Here is a 21747-nt window from a genome sequence, read left to right as displayed (position 1 = left end):
ACCCAAAAAGCAAAAGCCTCCAGTGATGGAGGCTTTTTTTGTTTTTGTTATTTGCTGATAATGGCTATTTATTTTGTTGTTGGTTTTTTTCTGAGTTCTGCACTGTCTGCAAAACGTTTCATTTCAATTTTTAACGGTTCGCCATACAATTGTATTTCGCTATTTCCGGAAGCATTCACTGTTGCAATGTTACTGATGTTTATACTGCTTTTAGAATAACCTGACGTTTCCAATGAGGCATTTTTGGCGGTTAGTTTTTTGCCAATAAAATCGGTGTTGTTGTCTAATCGTAATTTTAAGTCTATTACATCGCCTTCTACTTCTGCGGATGATTTTTGGTATAAATCAAATCTCATCTCACTGGAAGAAATTAGTGCTTTCACATAGGCACTTTTACTTAAATCGATAGCAGTTTTAACTGATTTTAAATTCAATTCTACTTTCGATTTATCATTGGCCATCAAAGTGAAATTTTTGGTATTGGCATTTAGAAATAATTTGGAATAATCGTATGTTTTAAAGGTGACATTGTCTAAAACCACATCGGACAAAGCGGTTATGTTGGTTTCGTCTTTAGCAATAATCATATTGAACTTGTCGGTGTAAGTTATACGAACGCTCAATTTTTTATAGCTTGAAATGTCTCTCGAAGTTGAAATTCTTAGGTTGCTTCCGGCCAATTTATATTCAACGAATTCAATCAAATTGTCATCAGCTTCAATTTCGAGTGCACATTCATTTCCTTTTACCAAATAAACTTCGAGATTGTCTTCTACTTCTAAGCTTACAAAATCACCAATTTGCTTTTGTTCTAATTTGACAATTTTAGATCCTTTTACCTTTTCTTTTTTTTGGCCAAAAGAAACAGCGGTGAGTAAAAGAAAACTAAAGAGTATAATTTTTTTCATAGAAGTTGGTAGTTTGGTTTTTACTTCGTACAGTTCGACCTAATAGGTCTCGAGTGTCAAAAATAGAAAAAAAAACATCCCAATTTTCATTGAGATGTTTTATTAACTTAATCTTTGGAGACACTACCGCCGGAACTTTCTTCTTTTCGGACCTCTTTCGGACTGTTTAAATAGGTTATGGAACTTCCGCTTGACGCTTTCGCATCTAATAATAAGGCTGCATAAACTGTTGTGGAACTTCCGCTTGAAGATTGCGCTTTGACTTCATTGGCTAATAATCCATTGGCATCAATATGACTTCCGCTTGATGAGGCTGTAAAAACTTTTAATGCTTTTCCGACCACTTTTTGTTCGCTTCCGCTCGAGGTTTCTAAGGTTACTTTGTCAGCTTCAACTTCAACTTCTAAAGAACTTCCGCTACTTGATTTGAATGTAATATCGTCGCTGTTTAAAACATTGCCCGATTTTAAAGTTGAACCGCTTGAGCTTTCCAAGCTAACAATTTTAGGCATACGAACAATTACCTTTTTGGATTTTACATTATTATAATTGCTGTATTCAGAACTGATTTCCAAAGTTCCGTTTTCAACTGTTGTTTTAATTCCGTTGACTAAATTATCGTCAGCTTCTACAATAACTTCCAATTGGTCTGAAAAGATTACTTCACAGTCTAATCCGCGACTTACTGTAACTTTATCAAAATTGGACAGGTTTCGTTTTTCGGTGATTACGTTACCGCTTCCGGTAACACTTTTTCCGAAATTAATGTTGTGATCACATGAAGTGATTGATAAGGCTACTAATGCAGCAGTGATCACTTTTGAAAAGAAAATTACAAACTTTGTCATGATTATTCTGTTTTAATGATTATCCCGTCTTTTCCTATAGTTAATTTACTTTTTTTATCTGATTTTCCTTTTTTGGTTTCGGTAATTCCTTTTCCGTTGATTTTTACCGTAACGGTTTCAGATGAATCATTATCGTCAATGATGTTGATTTCTTCAGATTGAATACCGCCTTCCACATCATTGTATTCGTTTTCCTCTATTGGACAATTCAGACATTTTACTTGTGTTTCTCCTACCTTATAAGTGTACTTTTCTGAACTGTGATGAAGATTAAAATACCCGTTGTCTGATTCGTCAAAATGTCTTACAGTTTCATCGGCTACGAAAACTGTCCCTTTTGGAAGATAAAGGTATAATTCTACACGTTGGTCTCTGTATTTGCTTGCCATTTCGGTAACCAAATAATTATCTAAAAGCAATTGGTTACCTACAATTTTAAACCCATATTTGATTTTTTCAGCTCTTTCATTGGCTTCTTTGAATGATTTACCATCGGCTAATTTTTCAATTTGAAGATAAGGTTGTGCTTTATCAGTACTTTTGATTTCAAAACTAATTTGATTTGAATAAATCACTTCGTTTTTAGCAGAATCTTGAGTAAATGTAAATTCTTCATGTTCATAAATATTTTTAGAGAAGAAATCATTGTTTACAAACTTGATTTGCAAAGTATCATTTGGTTGGATGTTGATCATTTCTTTTTGAACTGCTTTACCTTCGAATGCTGATTCAGTTGATTGTTTGATTCCAATGATTACTAAAGCTCCAACGGCAAAAATCCAAATGGCTAATAAACTGTATTTGGCGGCTGCACCTAAAGATTTCATATTGGTTACCAATAATTTTAAACCCAACAATAAGAAGAAGAACAAAGGAATACCGATGGCTAAGAAAGCCAACAATCCAAAAATCCATAACGGAATATCGGTATAGTTAACCGCGTCAACATAGCGTTGCCAAGGCGCATCAATAAAAGAGGTAGTTCCGAAAGTAAAAAGACCAATGAACAATCCGGCTAATGTTAAAGCAGAAAATACTAAGATGATAGCTCCTAAAACTTTAGCAAACGCACCAAAAATTTTCATGATTACATCGCCCAATCCGTTGGCAACTCTTTCAGCACCCGACTTTACTTGGTTTCCCATTTCGTCGTAATTGGCATTTTTGAACTTGTTAGATACACTTTCAAATTCTTCTCTTACTTTTTTTTCAATGTTAGAAATTGTTACCGGTTCGCCGGTCATTTCTAATTTTTCAGAAGTGGTGATTGCTTTTGGAGTAGCGATCCAAAGAATAATATAAGCGATGATCCCAAAACTGGTGAATGCCAACAATAAGAAGATGATTTTAATCCAAACAGATTCAACACCAAAGTAGTGTCCTAAACCGGTACAAACGCCACCAATTAAACCTCTGTCTTTGTCTCTGTATAGTTTTTTACGCGGAGGAAAGTTGTAATAGGGTTCCGATTTGGTTTCTGTTGAATCTTCATCGTCCAGTCTGTAGTCTTCCGGTTGTCCCATAACCACAATCACTTCATCAACATCTTTATTATTGATTACGTGTTTGTCGGTTTTTTGTTTTTCAGTCAAAAGCTCGGCAACGCGCATTTCAATGTCTTTCATGATTTCGTCCTTACCGGAAGAATTAGAAAGCGAACGTTTTATAGCATCAAAATATCTTGATAATTTTTGGTATGCATCTTCATCGATATGGAAGAATAAACCACCTATATTAATATTTACTGTTTTGTTCATGATTGTTATTTTTGATTGGTTATGATGTTCACGGCGTCTGACAATTCGGTCCAAGTGCCGTTCAATTCAGTTAAAAATGTTTTTCCTAATTCGGTCAAACCATAATATTTTCTTGGTGGTCCCGATGTTGATTCTTCCCAACGGTAGTTGAGTAATCCGTCGTTTTTAAGTCTTGTCAATAGCGGATAAACGGTTCCCTCTACTACAAGCAATTTGGCGTTTTTTAAAGTGTCTAATATTTCAGAGGTATACGCGTCTTTCTCTTTTAAGACAGACAAGATACAAAATTCTAAAACACCTTTACGCATCTGGGCTTTTGTGTTTTCAATGTTCATAATACATGATTTAATTTTTTGTGATTAACATTCGCTTTTTGATTTTCCCGCTGCGTGATTACTGCTTTGGTTGATGATTGAAACTCTTTGATTGATTGATTGATTGATTGATTGATTGATTGATTGATTGATTGATTTGATTTTGATTGATGATTATTTAAAGAAAGGTATGCTCAACGGATACTTATAAGCTTCACCATTAGAGGCTTTTACTGCAGCATAAATGATTAAGATAAATTCGATTACTTTCAAAAAACAAAACAGAAGCACAGCTATGATGCCTAGAATGGTTAATCCTGTAATGTTTCCTGTACTCAAATGGTCAATAATAAAATCGCCATTGAGGTGAATATCGTGATTTGGAATATTTTTAAAAATCGTATAGATAAAAATAGGAATGGCAATTAGACATAATACTATAGTATACATGAACATACTCAATTGAAAATTTAAGGCATTTTTACCATTTACATCCACAAATTCTGATTCATTTTTCTTGGCACTCCAAATGATAATAGGAAAGATATAATTCCCAAAAGGAATAACATATTGTGTCAAAGCACTCAAGTGCAAGAACGTAGCAATATTTTTTTCGTTGTTAGGTGTCATTTTATTTGATTTTTGGTTGATGATTTAATTTGATTTAACAATACTATAGATAGGCTATTAATTTCTTATACAAAGATAAGGCTAAAAAAAGGTATTATGCAATGCAAAGTACTAAGATTTAACAAAATATTAACATTTATAAAAGCGCTGAATACTATATCATTTTTTGTACTTTTATAGCAAAATCAAGCGTTTATGGAATTTTCACCTTCAAAATTAAATACTTTTTTGTTCTTTAAATTACCCTCTGCTTTTTGGTCAGGAGTTAGGGTAAAAGCCATCTCAAGGGAACAATGTGTGGTAACGGTTAAACATCGTTGGTTCAATCAAAATCCTTTTAATTCCATGTATTTTGCCGTACAAGCCATGGCGGCCGAATTGACAACTGGTGCTTTAGTAATGATGCAAATCAAAAATTCAGGAAAAAAAATCTCGATGTTGGTTGCCAATAACAATGGTAATTTTACTAAAAAAGCTACAGGACGAATTACTTTTACTTGCAACGATGGTCATTTAATAAGCGAAGCTATTCAAAGAACTATAGCTACCGGCGAAGGACAAACGATATGGATGAAATCTATTGGTGTAAATGAAAAAGGCGAGCAAGTTTCGGAAATGAATTTTGAATGGAGTATTAAATTAAAGTAATTAACAAACGTTAAACCCTTTACAATTAGGGTTTTTTTATGATGTTTCGATTGTAACTTTGATAAAAATTACTAAAATGAGAATACTAATTACAGGCGCAACAGGTTTAGTAGGAAACGAATTGGTAAAATTGTTATTAGCAAAAGGCCATACTATTCATTATTTGACCACTTCGAAAGATAAGATTGAAGCCGAATCAAATTATATTGGTTTCTTTTGGAATCCGCAAGAAGGAAAAATTGATGAAAACTGTATTTTCGAAGTAGATGCCATTATTCATTTGGCCGGAGCCAATATTGCCAAGCGTTGGACCAATGCTTACAAACAAGAAATTATTGAAAGTCGGACACTTTCAGCCGAGTTGCTTTTTAACTTGGTCAAAAAACATCCGAACCATCAAATAAAACAAATAATTTCCGCTTCTGGAACAGCTATTTATCCTGAAAGTATTGATGAAATTTATGATGAAACTACAAAGGAAACAGAAGATAGTTTCCTTTCTAATGTTGTTAAAAAATGGGAAGCCAGTGTCAATGTTTTCCAAGTTTTAGGAATCAAAGTTTGTAAGCTAAGAACCGGAATTGTTTTATCCAAGAAAGGCGGCGCTTTGCCCGAAATGGTAAAACCTATCAAATTAGGATTCGGTTCAGCAATGGGTTCAGGAAAACAAATACAGTCTTGGATACATATTAATGACTTGGTTGCCCTATACAATTTTGCTTTAGAAAAACGACTAGATGGTGTTTATAATGCGGTTACGACAAATCCTATAAGCAATGAAGTATTGAGCAAAACTATTGCCAAAACTTTGAAGAAATCAATTTGGTTGCCAAACACACCAGAGTTTGTAATGAAACTGATTTTAGGCGAAATGTCATACCTATTATTTTCAAGTAAAAACCTTAGTGCCAACAAGATCTTGGATTTAGGCTTTCAGTTTCAATTTCCCGATATAGAGAAAGCGATTGATGATCTATACCAATAAAAAAAGTGCTGTTAATTGACAGCACTTTTTTTTACTATAAAGATTGTTGAATTAATAATTATTACAGCTTTAAGCTAACCTAGAATAGTGTTTTTCTTAATCGTGTTAACAAATTTAATTAAAACGAAAACGTAATAGTCTTAAAATTATATTAAAATTTGGTTAAATAAATTTCAAAAATTTAATCCATGACCATCAAAAAAGTGTGACAATTTGACATTTTAAAAGAAATGGCAGTACTTTTGCAATCTGAACGAACGGAGTAAAACTCAAAAATGAAAATCAAGAATTTTTTTAAAAATACCTCACAAATGAATACGGATAACACGGATAAAGAGCCAATTGAAAACACAGCTGAAAATGTAGCAAATGAAATCGAAACGGCTGAAGAACTGAGTGTTGAAGAACAATTGCAAGAAGAATTAGCCAAAGAAAAAGACAAGTTTTTACGTCTTTTTGCTGAATTCGAAAATTTTAAAAAGAGAACGACAAAAGAACGTATCGATTTATTTAAAACTGCCAATCAAGAAGTATTGCAAGCCATGTTGCCTGTTTTAGACGATTTTGACAGAGCAATGGTTCAAATTGCCAAAACTGAAGATGAGGTTTTACTAAAAGGAGTTGAATTGATTCATGAAAAATTAAAAAACACTTTAGTATCCAAAGGTTTGGAGCAAGTTGACATCAGACCCGGAGATCCTTTCAATGCTGATTTCGCAGAGGCTATTACCCAAATTCCGGCACCAAGCGATGAACTGAAAGGTAAAATCGTAGACGTAGTTGAAAAAGGATATAAATTGGGCGACAAAATTATTCGTTTTCCAAAGGTTGTGATTGGTCAATAACAAGATATTATGAGCAAAAAAGATTTTTACGAAATATTAGGCGTTTCCAAAAGCGCATCTGCTGAAGAAATTAAAAAAGCTTACCGGAAAAAAGCGATTGAGTTTCACCCTGATAAAAATCCGGGCAATAAAGAAGCCGAAGAGAACTTTAAAACGGCAGCCGAAGCTTACGAAGTTCTAAGTGATCCTGATAAAAAAGCCAAATACGATCAATACGGTCACGCAGCTTTTGATGGTGCCGGCGGTTTTGGTGGCGGACATCACATGAACATGGATGATATCTTCAGTCAGTTTGGAGACATTTTCGGTGGCGCTTTTGGTGGCGGAAGTTTTGGTGGTTTCGGTGGCAATGGTGGCGGACAACGTCGTGCCAAAGGAAGCAATCTACGTATCAAAGTAAAAATGACCTTGGAAGAAATTGCCAATGGTGTTGAGAAAAAAGTCAAAGTAAAACGCAAGGTACAAGCGCCCGGCGTAAAATATAAAACTTGTTCAACCTGTAACGGTCAAGGACAAGTGTTGCGTGTGACCAATACCATTTTGGGCAGAATGCAATCAGCTACAACTTGCCACGTTTGTGGTGGCGTTGGACAAACAATCGAAAGTAAACCTAACAATGCCGATGCACACGGAATGATATTGGAAGACGAAACAGTATCTATCAAAATTCCGGCAGGTGTTGTAGATGGTATGCAGTTGAAAGTGTCAAGCAAAGGTAACGATGCGCCGGGGAACGGAATTCCGGGTGATTTGATTGTTGCCATCGAGGAATTAGAACACGAATTTCTAAAACGTGAAGGCGAAAACCTTCATTATGATTTGTATATCAGTTTTGCTGAAGCCGCTTTAGGGGTTTCAAAAGAGATTGAAGCAGTAAATGGTAAGGTCAGAATTAAGCTTGAAGAAGGCATTCAATCGGGTAAGATTTTGCGTCTAAAAGGCAAAGGTATTCCGAGTCTGAATAGCTATGGTAACGGTGATTTGTTGGTGCATGTAAATGTTTGGACACCAAAGAGTTTGAGTAAAGAACAACGTCAATTTTTTGAAAAATCATTAACTGATGACAATTTTATTCCAAGGCCTGAAAAGAGCGACAAATCTTTTTTTGAAAAAGTAAAAGATATGTTTTCATAATTAAAAAATTAGTTTTACATTTGGTTATTACTTGGAAACAAGTAATTTCTTTTTCATAGCAATTTTTCCCATCCTTTTGTAAAAATTAGGGTGGGTTTTTTTTGTAACAAACATTTCCGTTTGACTACTTATTGGTTACTTTTACAAAAACAAAATATAAGTATGAGCAATATACTTGAAGTAAACAAAGTCGTAAAGCAATACGGTAATTACACTGCGCTCAACGAAGTTTCTTTAACCGTTCCAAAAGGCAGTATTTACGGACTTCTAGGTCCGAATGGCGCCGGAAAAACTTCCCTTATCCGCATCATCAACCAAATCACCATGCCCGACAGTGGCGAAATCATCCTGGATGGTGAAAAACTCAATCCGTCTCACGTACATTCTATTGGCTATATGCCGGAAGAACGAGGTTTGTACAAAACCATGAAAGTAGGCGAGCAGTGTCTTTATTTGGCTCAATTAAAAGGCTTGTCCAAAGCCGAAGCCAAAAGAGAATTAGACTATTGGTTCGATCGTTTGGAAATCCAAGGTTGGTGGAACAAAAAAGTACAAGAGTTGTCCAAAGGAATGGCGCAGAAAGTACAATTTGTAGTAACGGTTTTGCACAAACCCAAGTTGCTTATTTTAGACGAACCATTCTCAGGTTTTGATCCGGTGAATGCCAATTTGATTAAAGACGAAATTATCGAGCTAAACAAACAAGGAACCTCGATTATTTTTTCGACTCACCGCATGGAAAGTGTGGAAGAAATGTGCGATTATATCGCCTTAATTCACAAATCAAATAAACTCATTGAAGGTAAATTGTCGGAGGTAAAGAAACAATTCAGAACTAACAATTACGAAGTGGGTATTTTATCAGACAATATCGAAGGTTTGATGTATGACTTGTCACAGAAATTTACTTTGGCACAAACTGATTTCAAATCATTGAATGACGAATTGAAGTTGGAAATAAATTTAGGCAACGCAACACCAAATGAACTACTCAATACTTTAGTCCAACGCGGACAAGTAACTCATTTTGTGGAAAAAATCCCGAGTGTGAATGATATTTTTATTAAAACAGTAACAGAATAGATTGTTAGAAATTTAGATTGTTAGATTTTTAGAAAAAAGAATCTAACAGTCCAAAAATCTAATAATCCAAAAATCTAAAAAATGAGCAAACTAAGTTTAATCATCAAAAGAGAATTTGTCGCCAAAGTGCGCAACAAATCATTCATCGTCATGACTTTTTTAAGTCCGTTATTGTTTGTCGGAATTGCAGTTTTTGTAGGCTATTTGAGCACTATGAAAGCTGATAAGAAAACTATTGCCATTCACGACGAAAGTGGTTTGTTTGTAAAAGAATTTAAAAGCAATGACGAATACAAATATGTCGATTTGACATTAGTAGATACCAAAATTTTAAAAGACAGCATCGTTAGCGAAAGCTATGAAGGGTTATTGGTTATCCCAAAAGCAACAGATATCAAATCTTTGGAAAAAGGCATTCAATATATTTCCAATGATAGTCCAAGTGTTTCCTTTATTGAAGATGTGGAAGATGTCATTAGCCAAAAACTCACCAAAGAGAATTACATCAAATCCGGTTTAGATACCTTAGCCATTAAAAAATCGGAAGCTGATGTTACTATTAGTTTGTCCAAAGCTTCAGGCGAAACGGCTTTAAAAGGGTTGAACGAAATTAAAATCGCCATTGGCGGTGCCTTCGGTTATTTAATCATGATGTTTATCATCATTTACGGTAATATGGTGATGCGAAGCGTAATCGAAGAAAAAGTATCGCGCATTATCGAAGTAATCATTTCTTCGGTAAAACCTTTCCAATTGATGATGGGGAAAATCATTGGAACTTCATTAGCCGGAATTTTACAATTTATGATTTGGGCCATTCTCGGATTAACAGCCATGTTTGTATTGTCCTCTGTTTTTGGAGTGCAAATGGGATCAACTTCAGGTGTTGATACACAAACTTTACAAAATGCCCAAGAAGAATTAGGCGGTTCTATGGTAATGTATGTAAAAGAACTTTGGAACTTACCTATTGCAACCATTTTAGTTTCATTTATCATTTATTTTATCGGCGGTTACTTTTTATACAGTTCATTCTATGCGTCAATCGGTGCGGCTGTCGACAATGAAACCGATTCACAACAGTTCTTGTTGCCAATTATTATGCCTTTGATTTTAGGAGTTTATATAGGTTTCTTTACTGTGATCAATGATCCGCACGGAACGGTAGCAACTGTATTTTCGATGATTCCTTTAACATCACCAATCGTAATGATGATGCGAATTCCGTTTGGTGTACCGCTATGGCAAATTGCCGTTTCAATGATTTTATTGTTCAGCACTTTCTTCTTAGTGGTTTGGTTTGCCGCCAAAATTTATCGCGTGGGTATTTTAATGTATGGCAAAAAACCAACTTGGAAAGAACTCTACAAATGGTCAAAATACTAAATATGAAAAATTTATTTTTGCTATTGTTATTGTTTTTTAGTTTTTCGGGTCAAGCCCAAAAGGATGACGTGCAAAAAACCATCGATACGTTTTTCGAAGGTTTTCATGCCAAAGACACGGTAAAAATCAAATCAACATGTAGCGAGAAACTAGTCTTGCAATCTATATCTGAAAGTTCAAAAGGCAATAAGTTTTCGGAAGAAAGTCCAAACGAATTCTATAAATCTATAGCGACTATTCCGGCTGACGTTAAGTTTGAAGAAAGAATTCTAAGTTATAATATTCAAGTCGATGGAACGATGGCAAATGCTTGGACGCCTTATGAATTCTACATCAACGGTAAATTTAGTCACAAAGGCGTGAATGCTTTTACACTTTATAAGGATAACGGAACTTGGAAAATTATTCATCTCATTGACACGCGCCGAAAGTAATCTTTATAAAATCTTTATACTTTCAAGAGTTTACTTTATATCCTACTTATAAGTATTGCCGTAACTTTGTCAAAAATTAATACCAATGGACAAGTTAGTATTAAAAAGCGTTAGGAATCAATATCTTATCAGCTTTTTGTCGGTAGCTGCGGTTTCTTTTTCCTGTCTGATTGTCAGAGATGTGATCGACTACAGAATTGTTGGATATCTTCTATTAGTAGTGGTTTCCTTGTTGGCTATTTTTCTCGAAATCAAGCCGGTTTTATTAGGTGCTGTTTTAAGCGCTTTGGCTTTGAATTTTATGTTTATCAAGCCTTATTTTACTTTGCATATCGACAGTGCCGAAGACATTTTACTATTGATAATGTATTTCATCATTGCCTTAATCAATGCGGTGCTGACCAACAATTTTCGCCGAATGCAACGCGCCATTCAAGTCAAACAAACCCGAGCCAGTACTTTAAAATTATACAATACTTTATTAGATTCTCTTTCGCATGAATTGAGAACTCCAATTGCGGCCATTCTCGGTTCGATTGATACTTTGCAACAAAAGAATGTCAACCTTTCCGAAGAAACCCAACAAAAACTCCACAACGAAATCGAAAAAGCATCAATGAAGTTGAACTATCAAGTGGAAAATTTGTTGAATATGTCTCGCTTAGAATCGGGCTATATTCATCCCAAATTGGATTGGTGCGATGTCAAAGAAATCATCTACAATGTTTGCGATCGCCTAAAAGAAGAAACCAAAGACCACAAAATCACTTATGCCATCGATGATAATTTGCCGCTTTTCAAACTCGATTATGGTTTGATGGAACAAATCATTTACAATTTGGTTTACAATTGCGCGCAACATACACCAAAAGGCGTCAACATAACCATCAGCGCCAAATATGAAGTCGATGCCGATTATGAAACGCACATCGATTTAATCAAAAAATGTGTCCTCACAATTTCCGATGATGGCTATGGTTTTCCGCCAAACGAAATTGACAAAGCTTTCGATAAATTCTACCGATTCAAAACATCAAAAACCGGTGGAACAGGCTTAGGACTTTCCATCGTAAAAGGTTTTGTAGAAGCGCAAAACGGAACCATTACCTTAAGCAATGCCAAAGATGGTGGCGCAGTTTTCGAGTTGACTTTCGCGGTTGATTGTTTACCTATTAATTCTTTAGACCATGAATAACGGTTTTTCCATATTAGTCATTGACGACGAAGCGCAAATCAGAAAATTGCTCGAGATTTCTTTGGAAGCCAATGATTACAAAGTGCTGTTTGCCATCAACGGAAAAGAAGGCATTACGATGTCGGCGAGTCACCAACCTGATTTGATACTATTGGATTTGGGTTTACCCGATGAAGACGGACAAATAGTTTTGAAAAAATTACGCGAATGGTATCAAAATCCGATTATTATTCTTTCAGTAAAAAGTGCCGAGGAAGAAATCGTAAAAGCGTTGGATTCCGGTGCCAATGACTATCTGACCAAACCTTTTCGAACCCAAGAATTATTGGCCCGAATCAGAACCGCTCTGCGAAATAAAACTACAGTAAACAACGAGTTAACAGTTACTTTCGGCAATTGTTCAGTCGATTTTACTTCCAGAATAGTTAAAGCCAATAACGAAATTATCAAACTCACCGCGACAGAATACAACTTACTGACCTTATTAATCAAAAACGATGGTCGCGTCTTAACCCATCAATATATTTTAAAAGAAATTTGGGGCCAAAGCTACGCCGACCAAACCCAATACTTACGTGTTTTTGTAGCACAGCTTCGCAAAAAGATAGAAGAAGATGCCAATCGCCCGAAGTTTATTATTACCGAATCCGGTGTTGGTTATCGATTTAATTCCGGCTAAATAATCCAAAAAAAATCGTCTGAAGCATATTTTGTGAAAACCACTTTCGGTCTTCACCTAGGCATTCGCATGCCAAATTTTAACTAAATAATACTTTAAAATGAATACAACTGTAAAGCAAAAAATCACCGCAGCCTCGCTATTAGTCGCACTCGGAATCATTTATGGCGATATCGGAACGAGTCCGCTGTATGTAATGAAAGCTATCGTAGGCGACAAATCCATTACCGAAATGTTAGTCTATGGCGGCATTTCGTGTGTGTTTTGGACACTGACTTTTCAAACTACTTTTAAATACGTTTTACTAACGCTTTCAGCCGATAATCATGGCGAAGGTGGCGTGTTTTCGTTGTATGCTTTGGTAAAAAGATTCGGAAAGGGAAAATTGGTCCTTCCAACCATACTCGGAGCAACCACACTTTTAGCTGACGGAATTATTACGCCGCCTATCTCTGTTGCTTCGGCTGTTGAAGGTTTGGAAGCCATAGTGCCTAATTTGCCAACGATACCAATTGTAATAGCGATTCTTTCGGGGTTGTTTATTTTTCAACGATTTGGTACTCATAGAGTAGGTACAATTTTCGGACCGGCAATGGTTGTTTGGTTTACCATGTTGACGGTTTTAGGATTGTCTCAAATCATTCACCATCCGGATATTTTGAAAGCTTTGAATCCTATTTATGCTTACCGTTTGTTAGTAGAATATCCTCACGGATTTTGGCTGTTGGGCGCTGTATTCCTTTGTACAACAGGAGCCGAGGCTTTGTATTCTGATTTAGGTCATTGTGGTAGAAAAAACATCCGAATCACTTGGATATTTGTAAAATCGGCGTTATTGATTAATTATTTAGGCCAAGGCGCTTGGTTGATGCACCAAGGAAATGAATTCTTAAATGGACAAAATCCGTTTTATACCATCATGCCCGAATGGTTTTTAATCTTTGGAATTGTGATTGCTACTTTAGCGGCCATTATTGCTTCTCAAGCTTTGATTAGCGGTTCATTTACGTTGATTAACGAAGCGATTTCCTTGAATTTTTGGCCGAGAGTGGCTTTGAAAAACCCAACGAATTTAAAAGGACAAATTTATATTCCATCCGTGAATACAATACTTTGGATTGGTTGTATATTGATGATTTTATACTTCAAAAATTCGGCACACATGGAAGCGGCTTATGGTTTTTCTATCACGATAGCCATGATGATGACTACGATTTTATTGTCTTATTATTTGTTCTTTATCAAAAAAGTAAAAATCGGTTGGATTGCTTTGATGCTATTGGTTTTTGCCTTGATAGAAGTTTCCTTTTTTATCGCCAATATTGTCAAAATTAAAGAACGATGGATGTTCCTTTTCTTCGAATTGTTCATCTTCATGGTGATGTATGTTTGGTATTATTCCCGAAAAATCAATAACCGTTTTCTGAAGTTTGTCAACTTGGCCGAGCAAACGCCAATGTTAGAAGAATTAAGTGCCGATGATGAAATTCCAAAATACGCCACGCATCTAATCTATTTATCCAAGGCGAACAAAACCTATGAAATTGAAGAGAAAATCATCAAATCAATCTTTGCCAAAAAACCAAAACGCGCTGATGTTTATTGGTTCTTGCATATCAATCGAACAAACGAACCGTTTACACTGAATTATGAAGTGATTGAATTGTTAGATGATAAAGTGATTAAAGTGGTGCTCAATGTTGGTTTCCGAATCCAACCTAAAGTCGAATTGTATTTCAAAAAAATTGTACAGGAATTGGTAGAACGCAAAGAACTGAACCTTCATATTCGTCCTGATGGTTCAACAAAATACAATGCCGAACCCGATTATAAGTTTGTGATTATCGAGAAATTCATTTCGGTAGAAAACGAGTTTGCTTTTAAAGACGGTTGGTTATTAACTTCGTATTTTTGGTTAAAAAAATTATCGTTATCGGATGAAAAAGCCTTTGGTTTAGATAAAAGTGATGTGGCCATAGAAGAATATCCAATGGTGTATTCGCCGGTGAATAATTTGGAATTATGTCGAAAACAAAAATCGCTTTAAGATGAAAATAGCATTAGCATTGACGGCAGCTTTGTTAGTTATAACTACTGGTTTTGCCCAAGAAAATAAAGAGGTGAAATTGTCTTTTTTGGGCTATTTGGAAAGCTATTATGCCTATGATTTTAACCGGCCGGAAGCACAAACCAAACTACCGTTTATGTATAATTACAACCGACACAATGAGTTCAATGTCAATATTGGTTTGTTAAGAGCTAAAGTTGATTACGACAATGCTTATGCTTCTATTGCGCTGCATTCCGGAACCTATGTTGAAGATAATTATGCCAATGAAACGACTAAAATTATCAGCGAAGCTTATGTAGGTTTGTACCTCGATAAAGACAGAAAATCAACCATTGAGGTTGGTGTTTTGCCGAGTTATATCGGATTTGAAACCGCGACTTCTGGTTCAAATTTGACTTTGACGCGCTCGATGCTTGCGGAGAATTCACCTTATTTTATGACCGGAGTGAAGTATACTTTTGTGCCCAATGCCCAATGGCAATTTTCAGGATTAGTCACCAATGGTTGGCAACGCATCAACAAACCGGATAAAAATGTTTCACCGGCTTTGGGTTCTCAAATTGTTTATAAACCATCGGACAAATCAATGTTCAATTGGAGTACTTTCATGGGTAAAGAATTGTACAATAACGAATGGGGAATGCGCTATTTCAGTAATTTATATTGGGACAAACAATGGCATTCCAAATGGAGAACTATTATTGGTTTTGATGCAGGTTTGCAGACAGCTGTTACTGATAATAACCGGGAATTGTTTTGGATGAGTCCGGTTCTGATAACGCAATATTCATTAGCACCTAAATGGCAAACTGCCTTCAGAGTCGAATATTATCAGGATAAAGATAATGTGATAATTTCCACAAGCGATGCATTTAAAACCATTGGCATGTCATTCAATATTGATTATTTAATAAATGATAAAGTCAAGTTCAGAACGGAAGCAAGGTATTTCAACAGCCAGTCGAAAGTATTTGCGAAAGAGGATTATTTAGTCAATGACAACTTTTGTATTACAACGAGTTTGTCTTTTGGATTTTGAGTTTGTTGAACTATTAAGCAAATTTCATTTCCAGCACTTCTTTGAAAGCATTGCTGTAATCTGCTACTTGGGTTTTCTTCATGATATGTTTTACACCGGCATCATTATAGCTACGAATTAGTTTTTTGGGTAAAGCACTCGATATGATTACTACCGGAATATGATGGTATCTCACAGAGTTGTTAAGGATTACTATGAGCTCTTTTCCGTTTAAAATAGGCATATTGCCGCCAAAAAAAAGGATGTCAGGTTTGATGTCTAGTTTGCTTAAGTCGTCCATCATCTTGTGGACGTCTCTGTATATAGAAATTTGATGTCCTAAACCTTCGATGGCATGTTTAAAAAAATACAAATCTTCATTGTCTATATCTAGGTAAAATATCGTACGTGATTCTGTCATAGCTACTTGTGTAAAAGTAGGCAAAGGTACCGACAGGACTTCCGAAAAGAATTATACTATTCTTACTGAAAATTGCATAATTAGTTTAAACTAACAATCTGCCATATTTACCGCCACAGCTAAACCGCCTTCCGAGGTTTCTTTGTACTTAGAGTTCATGTCTTTAGCCGTTTGCCACATCGTATCAATTACTTTATCCAACGGAACTTTTGCATTTTTGGCATCAGTTTCCATAGCGAGTTCTGCAGCGTTAATGGCTTTGATGGCACCCATGGTATTTCTTTCTATACACGGGATTTGTACCAATCCACCAATTGGATCACAAGTCAACCCTAAATGATGTTCCATAGCAATTTCGGCCGCCATTAAAACTTGATCCGGTGTTCCGCCCATAACTTCACATAAAGCTCCGGCTGCCATGGCTGAAGAAACTCCGATTTCGGCTTGACATCCGCCCATCGCGGCTGAGATGGTAGAACCTTTTTTAAAGATACTGCCGATTTCTCCGGCCACCATCAAGAATTGTTTGATTTGCTTTTCATCGGCTTGGTGGTTTTCGATGACCATATAATACATCAAAACTGCGGGAATAACACCGGCACTACCATTAGTTGGTGCCGTTACCACTCGACCTAAAGCGGCATTGACTTCATTGACTGCCAAAGCAAAACAACTAACCCATTTCAGGATTTGGCGAAACTTTACTTCGGTTTTTCGAATGCACTCGAGCCATTCTTGAGGCGAATTGTAATTGGATAACCCAATCAAACCTTGGTGCATATCAAAAGCGCGACGACGTACATTTAATCCACCTGGAAGTATTCCTTCGGAATGACAACCAATATACATGCATTCTAACATGGTGTTCCAAATGCGCATCAGTTCACTATGCACTTCGGCTTCGGGACGCATGGAGATTTCATTGGCATAAACAATCTCTGAAATCTGTTTGTTTTCAGTTATAGTATATTGAAGTAGCTCTTCCGCATTTTGAATTGGGAAAGGAAACGCACATTTGATTTGGTGTTTCTTTTTGGCGTTAATTCTCTCTTCTTTAACCACAAATCCGCCACCAATAGAGTAGAAAGTAGAAACGATTTCTTCACCGTCATGGCTTGTAGCTGTAAAGGTCATTCCATTGGCATGAAAAGGCAAGAAGTTTTTATTGAATACGATATCGGTTTCTGCATTGAACGCCATCATAAATTGATTGGCCAATTTGATTTCGTGGTTTTGTTTAATCGATTGGATGATGCTATCAATGTTTTGTACCGGAATATATTCGGGGTCTTGACCGCTTAGTCCAAGCATTACGGCGTAATCAGTGGCGTGACCTTTACCGGTTAGGGATAAAGAACCATATAAATCGACTCTGACGTGAGTGATTTTATCTAATTGATTGTCTTCTTTTAACTCATTTAAAAAACGCTCCGCAGCACGCCAAGGTCCGAGTGTGTGTGAACTAGAAGGTCCGACACCTATTTTAAGCATATCAAATACCGAAATGCATTCTTCCATTACTATATCGATTTAGTTAGGGCAAAGATATTGAATTTAGTGTTCAGTAGGCAGTGTTCCCGCAGCAGAAATTCTTTTAATCTTTTGAATTTTGATAGGGTGTTTTTCGATTTTAATTAAACTTTGAATAACAAAGTACTTTGTTTTTATTAAAAAATTGTACTTTAGCAAAATCAATTTTTAGGGTATGGACTATTTTGTTAAGGAACAATCAATCGTTAGAAAAATTTGGGGCAAGAGCGACACCATTTTATTCATTTTTGCCGGAGCTGCTGCTGAGTTTGCTTTGAACAAAGCAGTCGATTGGCTTTACTTTACTGGAAAGTTGCCTTCGGATCCTTTAGGGCGACTGTTTTCTACGGTGAGATATGCCCGAATGATAGTTTTTGCTCCAAAAGAAGAAGCTAATAAAGCCATTGATACCATGCGAAAAATACATTCCGCTGTTGAAGAAAATCGCGGGGCTACCATTCCGGATTGGGCTTATCGAGATGTTTTGTTTATGTTGATTCATTATTCCATTTCTGCCTATGAACTCTTAGAAGCAAAATTGACCGAAGCGGAAAAAGAAGAAGTTTACAATGTTTTTTATCGTGTAGGCGATAGAATGGGATTAAAGGAATTGCCTTCAAATTATATCGAATGGTTACCGGTAAGAGAAGCTCATTTACAAGCTAACTTGCAAAAGAGTGCGTTTACAGCCGATCTTTTTAAACAATATAAAAAACACCTTGGCAGCATGCGTTTTAAAGTATTGATAGAAGGACAAAAATTAGTTTGTCCCGATAAGGTAAAAACCATGCTGCAGTTTAGTGATTTTTCCTTGTTAACGCCAATCGTACCAATTTACAAAGTAAGTAGATTGATGAAAATGGATTGGTTGCTAAAAGGCATCTTACTACCTGCTGACTATAAAGATCAGATCAATGACTTGGATGTTTACAGACGATGAAACGCTATTTTATTGTAACAAAAAGTAATACATAACTGCCCAAACGGCTATAAAGAAAAGTCCCGGAAACAATACGGTTTTAAGTTGTTTTAGATCTTTTTTGATGATTAACAGGTATAAAATGTAAATGGCAAATATGACAATTAGTCCAATGGAAACAAATGGGTATAGCATGTTTATTGATTATTGATTGCCATAAATTTAAGCCTTTTTTTTGAAAACTATCTTGCAATTGCTACAAATTAGTTTGTTAACGATTGTTTGTTTTATTTCAGAATTTATCATTCCTGATTATCAGTTAGTTTATTTTCTGTTACAAACCATGACGCGATGTAGGCCGTAAATGTTCCAAATAATCCAACTCCGGCAGTCATTAAAATAGCTGCAATAATTCTTCCTTCAGTTGTAACCGGAAATTTATCACCGTAGCCAACCGTTGTTATAGTAACATAAGCCCACCAAATAGCATCTTCGGCTGTTTTGATGTTACTGTTTGGATCGGTCTCCACTTGTAGAATTCCAATAGCAGAGAAAATCACAAGTAAAATGGCAATTATCGAAACTGAAGTAAAAGCGCCTTGAGCTTTATTTGCGAAAATATGGTCAACAATTTGTTTTGTACTTCTAAATGCTCTGACAATCCTTAATAATCTGATGAGTCGCAATAAACGGCCGGCACGAAGTACATCAATCATAGGAATACAAGAAATTAAATCAATCCAACCCCAACGCATAAATTTTGGTTTGTTTTCTGCGTTTTTAAAACGGATGCAAAATTCAATAAAGAAAAAGCCACAAATGACATTATCAATATAACTTAAAAGAATTGAAGTCTCCGTTGGCAAAACATAAACGGAATCTATGACTAATGCGCCTAAAACATAAACTGATAAAATTAAAACTATCAAATTTACTAAGTTTAGTTTTTCTGTTTTTTCAATTTTAGAAGAGGTCATTTTCGAAATGATGTTATGATTACTGTAACTGACCTGCAGATGATTTCTAAGTCAGAAATATAAAGATAGCTAATATATAAAAAAGATTACAAAGACTTAAAGTTCAAATTTTGTCAGCAATTGAAATATACTTACCTTTAAAAGATAAATTGATTATCAAACAATTAACTCTACAAACATGGCAACAACAAATGTAAAAGCTTACGGCACAAGTGCTTCAGACGCACCTTTAGCCGAAATGAATATCGAGCGCAGAGACGTTTTAGCAAAAGATATTGAAATTGAAATTATGTATTGTGGCGTTTGTCACTCGGATTTGCATTTTGCCAAAAACGATTGGGGAATGACCACTTATCCGGTAGTTCCCGGTCACGAAATCGTGGGTAAAGTAACTCGAATAGGAAGTGACGTAACCAAATTAAAAGTAGGCGATTTTGCTGCTGTAGGTTGCTTAGTCGATTCTTGTCGCACTTGTAATAGTTGTGAGAAAGACCTGGAACAATACTGTTTAAACGGATGGACCGGAACTTATGGTGGATTTGATAAGCATTTAAATCAACCTACTCATGGCGGTTATTCTCAAAAAATTGTAGTCGATGAACACTTTGTATTGAGTGTACCGGCTAATTTAGACCTAGCGGCGGTAGCACCATTGCTTTGCGCCGGTATTACCACTTGGTCGCCATTGGTTCATTGGAATGTTGGAAAAGGAACAAAAGTAGCGGTTGTAGGTTTAGGCGGATTAGGTCACATGGCCATTAAACTCGCCAAAGGTTTAGGTGCCGAAGTAACACTTTTCTCCAGAACACCCGATAAAGAAAAAGACGCTAAAGAGTTAGGTGCTGATGCCGTTATCATTTCTACAGATGATGCGCAAATGGCTTCTGTAGCCGGAAAGTTTGATGTGATTATCGATACCGTTCCTTATGTGCATGATGTGAATCCCTATATCGGAACTTTAGGAATTAGCGGCACCTTGGTTTTAGTAGGCTATTTGGGCGGATTGGATCCAATTTTAAATACGGTTCCAATGATTATGGGTAGAAAATCAGTAGCCGCTTCTTTAATTGGCGGTATTGCTGAAACTCAGGAAATGCTCGACTTCTGTGGTAAGCACAACATCGTTTCTGAAATTGAAATCATCAAAATGCAAGACATTAACAATGCCTATGAAAGAATGCTTAAAAGTGATGTGCGTTATCGCTTCGTAATTGATATGGCTTCTTTGAAAGATTAATTTCAAGTATTTTTATAAAAACAAAAAGCAGCTGGTTGGCTGCTTTTTGTTTTTAACTCGGAATTGCTTCCAAGAGCATTTCTTTTCCGGCTTTGTCATAATAAGTACAAGTCATTTTTTCCATACAAACAACCCATTTTTCAACACCGGATTTTGCCGAATCGTTACAAAATGTCATATAGTCTGTTTTGCCCTGTTGGTGTGCTTTTAAATCGGATTTGAATTGCTCAATGCTACTATTTTCAGCTACGGTTAAGCTGTCGTATTTTGATGACGAAGAAGTTTTGTAGTTGTCTTTGCCAAAATAATTGGTGTGACCGTCTGAAACAAAGGCTTCATAATGTGTTACTCCCAATTGAATAAGATCTTGTACATAATTAGGAAAATCAGCACCCGATTTTACTTTAGCATGAGCCGCTTTGATTTGTTCTATTGTAAACATAGTTTTGATTATAACTTGAGCTAAAATACAAAAATAGTCCTAAGAATAGGTGAAGACCTAAGCTGTTGCTTTGGTTTATCTCTGGTTGTTTAACTCATCTTCTTCATCTGTAAACTCTGAGGTGTTGGCATTAAAATATTTGGTCACTTTTTCTTTGTCTTTTTGATTTTGACGAATTAAATAGGCTACTAAACCAATAGCCGCAATGGCTACGATAACGATTATAATCCAATTGATTTCCATGGTTCTAGGTTTTACTTAAAGATAGAGAAAAGTTGATTTTACA

General features: G+C 35.8%; 23 protein-coding genes. 13 read left to right on the top strand and 10 right to left on the bottom strand.

Features of this window, described 5'->3' with window-relative positions; translation table 11 throughout:
• Positions 1–68: 68 nt before the first annotated feature.
• From ACK4R1_RS08755 to ACK4R1_RS08735, 5 genes are all read right to left on the bottom strand, one after another.
• Entirely contained in the window at positions 69–908 is an 840-nt protein-coding gene (locus ACK4R1_RS08755; protein ID WP_409685976.1) for a GIN domain-containing protein, read from the bottom strand.
• Positions 909–1015: 107 nt separating this feature from the next.
• Positions 1016–1756 (bottom strand): head GIN domain-containing protein, encoded by a 741-nt coding sequence (locus ACK4R1_RS08750; RefSeq protein WP_409685974.1) that lies wholly within the window; start codon positions 1754–1756, stop codon positions 1016–1018.
• 2 nt (positions 1757–1758) lie between these two features.
• Positions 1759–3513, bottom strand: coding sequence for a PspC domain-containing protein (locus tag ACK4R1_RS08745; RefSeq protein WP_409685972.1), 1755 nt, complete (start codon positions 3511–3513; stop codon positions 1759–1761).
• A 5-nt stretch (positions 3514–3518) separates the two neighbouring features.
• Entirely contained in the window at positions 3519–3848 is a 330-nt protein-coding gene (locus ACK4R1_RS08740; protein ID WP_121314380.1) for a PadR family transcriptional regulator, read from the bottom strand.
• Between the two features lie 153 nt (positions 3849–4001).
• The gene (locus tag ACK4R1_RS08735) at positions 4002–4457 is read right to left on the bottom strand and encodes a DUF4870 domain-containing protein (protein WP_409685970.1); all 456 of its coding nucleotides are present in this window, start codon (positions 4455–4457) and stop codon (positions 4002–4004) included.
• Positions 4458–4652: 195 nt separating this feature from the next.
• Here ACK4R1_RS08735 and ACK4R1_RS08730 point away from each other — a divergent pair, with 195 nt between their 5' ends.
• From ACK4R1_RS08730 to ACK4R1_RS08680, 11 genes are all read left to right on the top strand, one after another.
• Complete coding sequence (locus tag ACK4R1_RS08730; protein WP_409685969.1) at positions 4653–5105, top strand: DUF4442 domain-containing protein; 453 nt, start codon at positions 4653–4655, stop codon at positions 5103–5105.
• Positions 5106–5181: 76 nt separating this feature from the next.
• Positions 5182–6090, top strand: a complete 909-nt coding sequence (locus ACK4R1_RS08725) for a TIGR01777 family oxidoreductase (RefSeq protein ID WP_409685967.1) — start codon at positions 5182–5184, stop codon at positions 6088–6090.
• A gap of 275 nt (positions 6091–6365) precedes the next feature.
• On the top strand, positions 6366–6935 hold the full coding sequence (locus ACK4R1_RS08720) for a nucleotide exchange factor GrpE (protein WP_409685965.1): 570 nt from the start codon (positions 6366–6368) through the stop codon (positions 6933–6935).
• A gap of 9 nt (positions 6936–6944) precedes the next feature.
• Complete coding sequence (gene dnaJ / locus ACK4R1_RS08715; RefSeq protein WP_409685963.1) at positions 6945–8069, top strand: molecular chaperone DnaJ; 1125 nt, start codon at positions 6945–6947, stop codon at positions 8067–8069.
• A 162-nt stretch (positions 8070–8231) separates the two neighbouring features.
• Positions 8232–9152: an ABC transporter ATP-binding protein gene (locus ACK4R1_RS08710; protein WP_409685961.1), complete on the top strand. Its 921-nt coding sequence runs from the start codon at positions 8232–8234 to the stop codon at positions 9150–9152.
• A gap of 81 nt (positions 9153–9233) precedes the next feature.
• On the top strand, positions 9234–10538 hold the full coding sequence (locus ACK4R1_RS08705) for an ABC transporter permease (RefSeq protein ID WP_409685959.1): 1305 nt from the start codon (positions 9234–9236) through the stop codon (positions 10536–10538).
• A 2-nt stretch (positions 10539–10540) separates the two neighbouring features.
• Entirely contained in the window at positions 10541–10972 is a 432-nt protein-coding gene (locus ACK4R1_RS08700) for a nuclear transport factor 2 family protein (protein WP_409685957.1), read from the top strand.
• A gap of 85 nt (positions 10973–11057) precedes the next feature.
• Positions 11058–12167, top strand: a complete 1110-nt coding sequence (locus ACK4R1_RS08695; RefSeq protein ID WP_409685955.1) for an ATP-binding protein — start codon at positions 11058–11060, stop codon at positions 12165–12167.
• Positions 12160–12846 carry a response regulator gene (locus tag ACK4R1_RS08690; RefSeq protein WP_409685952.1) on the top strand — a complete coding sequence of 229 codons (687 nt, stop codon included), beginning with the start codon at positions 12160–12162 and terminating at the stop codon, positions 12844–12846. Before ACK4R1_RS08695 ends, ACK4R1_RS08690 begins: the two co-directional genes overlap by 8 nt.
• Before the next feature lie 100 nt (positions 12847–12946).
• Positions 12947–14893, top strand: coding sequence for a KUP/HAK/KT family potassium transporter (locus ACK4R1_RS08685; protein WP_409685949.1), 1947 nt, complete (start codon positions 12947–12949; stop codon positions 14891–14893).
• A gap of 1 nt (position 14894) precedes the next feature.
• Positions 14895–15956 (top strand): outer membrane beta-barrel protein, encoded by a 1062-nt coding sequence (locus tag ACK4R1_RS08680; protein WP_409685947.1) that lies wholly within the window; start codon positions 14895–14897, stop codon positions 15954–15956.
• 13 nt (positions 15957–15969) lie between these two features.
• On the opposite strand, the gene ACK4R1_RS08675 is transcribed toward ACK4R1_RS08680, so the two are convergent.
• Positions 15970–16356 carry a hypothetical protein gene (locus tag ACK4R1_RS08675; protein ID WP_409685944.1) on the bottom strand — a complete coding sequence of 129 codons (387 nt, stop codon included), beginning with the start codon at positions 16354–16356 and terminating at the stop codon, positions 15970–15972.
• A 90-nt stretch (positions 16357–16446) separates the two neighbouring features.
• Entirely contained in the window at positions 16447–17874 is a 1428-nt protein-coding gene (locus ACK4R1_RS08670; RefSeq protein ID WP_409685941.1) for an L-serine ammonia-lyase, read from the bottom strand.
• 187 nt (positions 17875–18061) lie between these two features.
• Here ACK4R1_RS08670 and ACK4R1_RS08665 point away from each other — a divergent pair, with 187 nt between their 5' ends.
• Positions 18062–18826: an oxygenase MpaB family protein gene (locus tag ACK4R1_RS08665; RefSeq protein ID WP_409685938.1), complete on the top strand. Its 765-nt coding sequence runs from the start codon at positions 18062–18064 to the stop codon at positions 18824–18826.
• A gap of 281 nt (positions 18827–19107) precedes the next feature.
• Here the strand turns inward: ACK4R1_RS08665 and ACK4R1_RS08660 are convergent, their stop codons facing one another.
• Complete coding sequence (locus ACK4R1_RS08660; protein WP_409685935.1) at positions 19108–19782, bottom strand: potassium channel family protein; 675 nt, start codon at positions 19780–19782, stop codon at positions 19108–19110.
• 178 nt (positions 19783–19960) lie between these two features.
• Between ACK4R1_RS08660 and ACK4R1_RS08655 the strand changes: the two genes are divergently transcribed.
• Positions 19961–21019 (top strand): NAD(P)-dependent alcohol dehydrogenase, encoded by a 1059-nt coding sequence (locus ACK4R1_RS08655; RefSeq protein ID WP_409685932.1) that lies wholly within the window; start codon positions 19961–19963, stop codon positions 21017–21019.
• Positions 21020–21071: 52 nt separating this feature from the next.
• Here the strand turns inward: ACK4R1_RS08655 and ACK4R1_RS08650 are convergent, their stop codons facing one another.
• Together ACK4R1_RS08650 and ACK4R1_RS08645 are read right to left on the bottom strand one after the other, a co-directional pair.
• A complete protein-coding gene (locus ACK4R1_RS08650; RefSeq protein ID WP_409685929.1) occupies positions 21072–21461 on the bottom strand; it encodes a DUF1398 domain-containing protein in 390 nt (129 codons plus the stop codon).
• 75 nt (positions 21462–21536) lie between these two features.
• Positions 21537–21704, bottom strand: a complete 168-nt coding sequence (locus ACK4R1_RS08645; RefSeq protein ID WP_409685926.1) for a hypothetical protein — start codon at positions 21702–21704, stop codon at positions 21537–21539.
• Positions 21705–21747: the final 43 nt, after the last annotated feature.

Origin of the sequence: Flavobacterium sp., from assembly GCF_046293665.1 — a bacterium.
Lineage (GTDB): Bacteria > Bacteroidota > Bacteroidia > Flavobacteriales > Flavobacteriaceae > Flavobacterium.
Note: the sequence above shows the minus strand (reverse complement) of the source record. Positions and strands in the feature narration are given on the sequence as shown.

Excerpts from the sequence above, each read along its gene's own strand:
- dnaJ (WP_409685963.1), top strand. The coding sequence starts at position 6,945 with ATGAGCAAAAAAGATTTTTACGAAATATTAGGCGTTTCCAAAAGCGCA.
- ACK4R1_RS08750 (WP_409685974.1), bottom strand. The coding sequence starts at position 1,756 with ATGACAAAGTTTGTAATTTTCTTTTCAAAAGTGATCACTGCTGCATTA.
- ACK4R1_RS08705 (WP_409685959.1), top strand. The coding sequence starts at position 9,234 with ATGAGCAAACTAAGTTTAATCATCAAAAGAGAATTTGTCGCCAAAGTG.
- ACK4R1_RS08745 (WP_409685972.1), bottom strand. The coding sequence starts at position 3,513 with ATGAACAAAACAGTAAATATTAATATAGGTGGTTTATTCTTCCATATC.
- ACK4R1_RS08720 (WP_409685965.1), top strand. The coding sequence starts at position 6,366 with ATGAAAATCAAGAATTTTTTTAAAAATACCTCACAAATGAATACGGAT.
- ACK4R1_RS08755 (WP_409685976.1), bottom strand. The coding sequence starts at position 908 with ATGAAAAAAATTATACTCTTTAGTTTTCTTTTACTCACCGCTGTTTCT.
- ACK4R1_RS08730 (WP_409685969.1), top strand. The coding sequence starts at position 4,653 with ATGGAATTTTCACCTTCAAAATTAAATACTTTTTTGTTCTTTAAATTA.
- ACK4R1_RS08740 (WP_121314380.1), bottom strand. The coding sequence starts at position 3,848 with ATGAACATTGAAAACACAAAAGCCCAGATGCGTAAAGGTGTTTTAGAA.
- ACK4R1_RS08695 (WP_409685955.1), top strand. The coding sequence starts at position 11,058 with ATGGACAAGTTAGTATTAAAAAGCGTTAGGAATCAATATCTTATCAGC.
- ACK4R1_RS08700 (WP_409685957.1), top strand. The coding sequence starts at position 10,541 with ATGAAAAATTTATTTTTGCTATTGTTATTGTTTTTTAGTTTTTCGGGT.
- ACK4R1_RS08660 (WP_409685935.1), bottom strand. The coding sequence starts at position 19,782 with ATGACCTCTTCTAAAATTGAAAAAACAGAAAAACTAAACTTAGTAAAT.
- ACK4R1_RS08645 (WP_409685926.1), bottom strand. The coding sequence starts at position 21,704 with ATGGAAATCAATTGGATTATAATCGTTATCGTAGCCATTGCGGCTATT.
- ACK4R1_RS08650 (WP_409685929.1), bottom strand. The coding sequence starts at position 21,461 with ATGTTTACAATAGAACAAATCAAAGCGGCTCATGCTAAAGTAAAATCG.
- ACK4R1_RS08710 (WP_409685961.1), top strand. The coding sequence starts at position 8,232 with ATGAGCAATATACTTGAAGTAAACAAAGTCGTAAAGCAATACGGTAAT.
- ACK4R1_RS08725 (WP_409685967.1), top strand. The coding sequence starts at position 5,182 with ATGAGAATACTAATTACAGGCGCAACAGGTTTAGTAGGAAACGAATTG.
- ACK4R1_RS08665 (WP_409685938.1), top strand. The coding sequence starts at position 18,062 with ATGGACTATTTTGTTAAGGAACAATCAATCGTTAGAAAAATTTGGGGC.
- ACK4R1_RS08735 (WP_409685970.1), bottom strand. The coding sequence starts at position 4,457 with ATGACACCTAACAACGAAAAAAATATTGCTACGTTCTTGCACTTGAGT.
- ACK4R1_RS08655 (WP_409685932.1), top strand. The coding sequence starts at position 19,961 with ATGGCAACAACAAATGTAAAAGCTTACGGCACAAGTGCTTCAGACGCA.
- ACK4R1_RS08670 (WP_409685941.1), bottom strand. The coding sequence starts at position 17,874 with ATGGAAGAATGCATTTCGGTATTTGATATGCTTAAAATAGGTGTCGGA.
- ACK4R1_RS08685 (WP_409685949.1), top strand. The coding sequence starts at position 12,947 with ATGAATACAACTGTAAAGCAAAAAATCACCGCAGCCTCGCTATTAGTC.
- ACK4R1_RS08680 (WP_409685947.1), top strand. The coding sequence starts at position 14,895 with ATGAAAATAGCATTAGCATTGACGGCAGCTTTGTTAGTTATAACTACT.
- ACK4R1_RS08690 (WP_409685952.1), top strand. The coding sequence starts at position 12,160 with ATGAATAACGGTTTTTCCATATTAGTCATTGACGACGAAGCGCAAATC.
- ACK4R1_RS08675 (WP_409685944.1), bottom strand. The coding sequence starts at position 16,356 with ATGACAGAATCACGTACGATATTTTACCTAGATATAGACAATGAAGAT.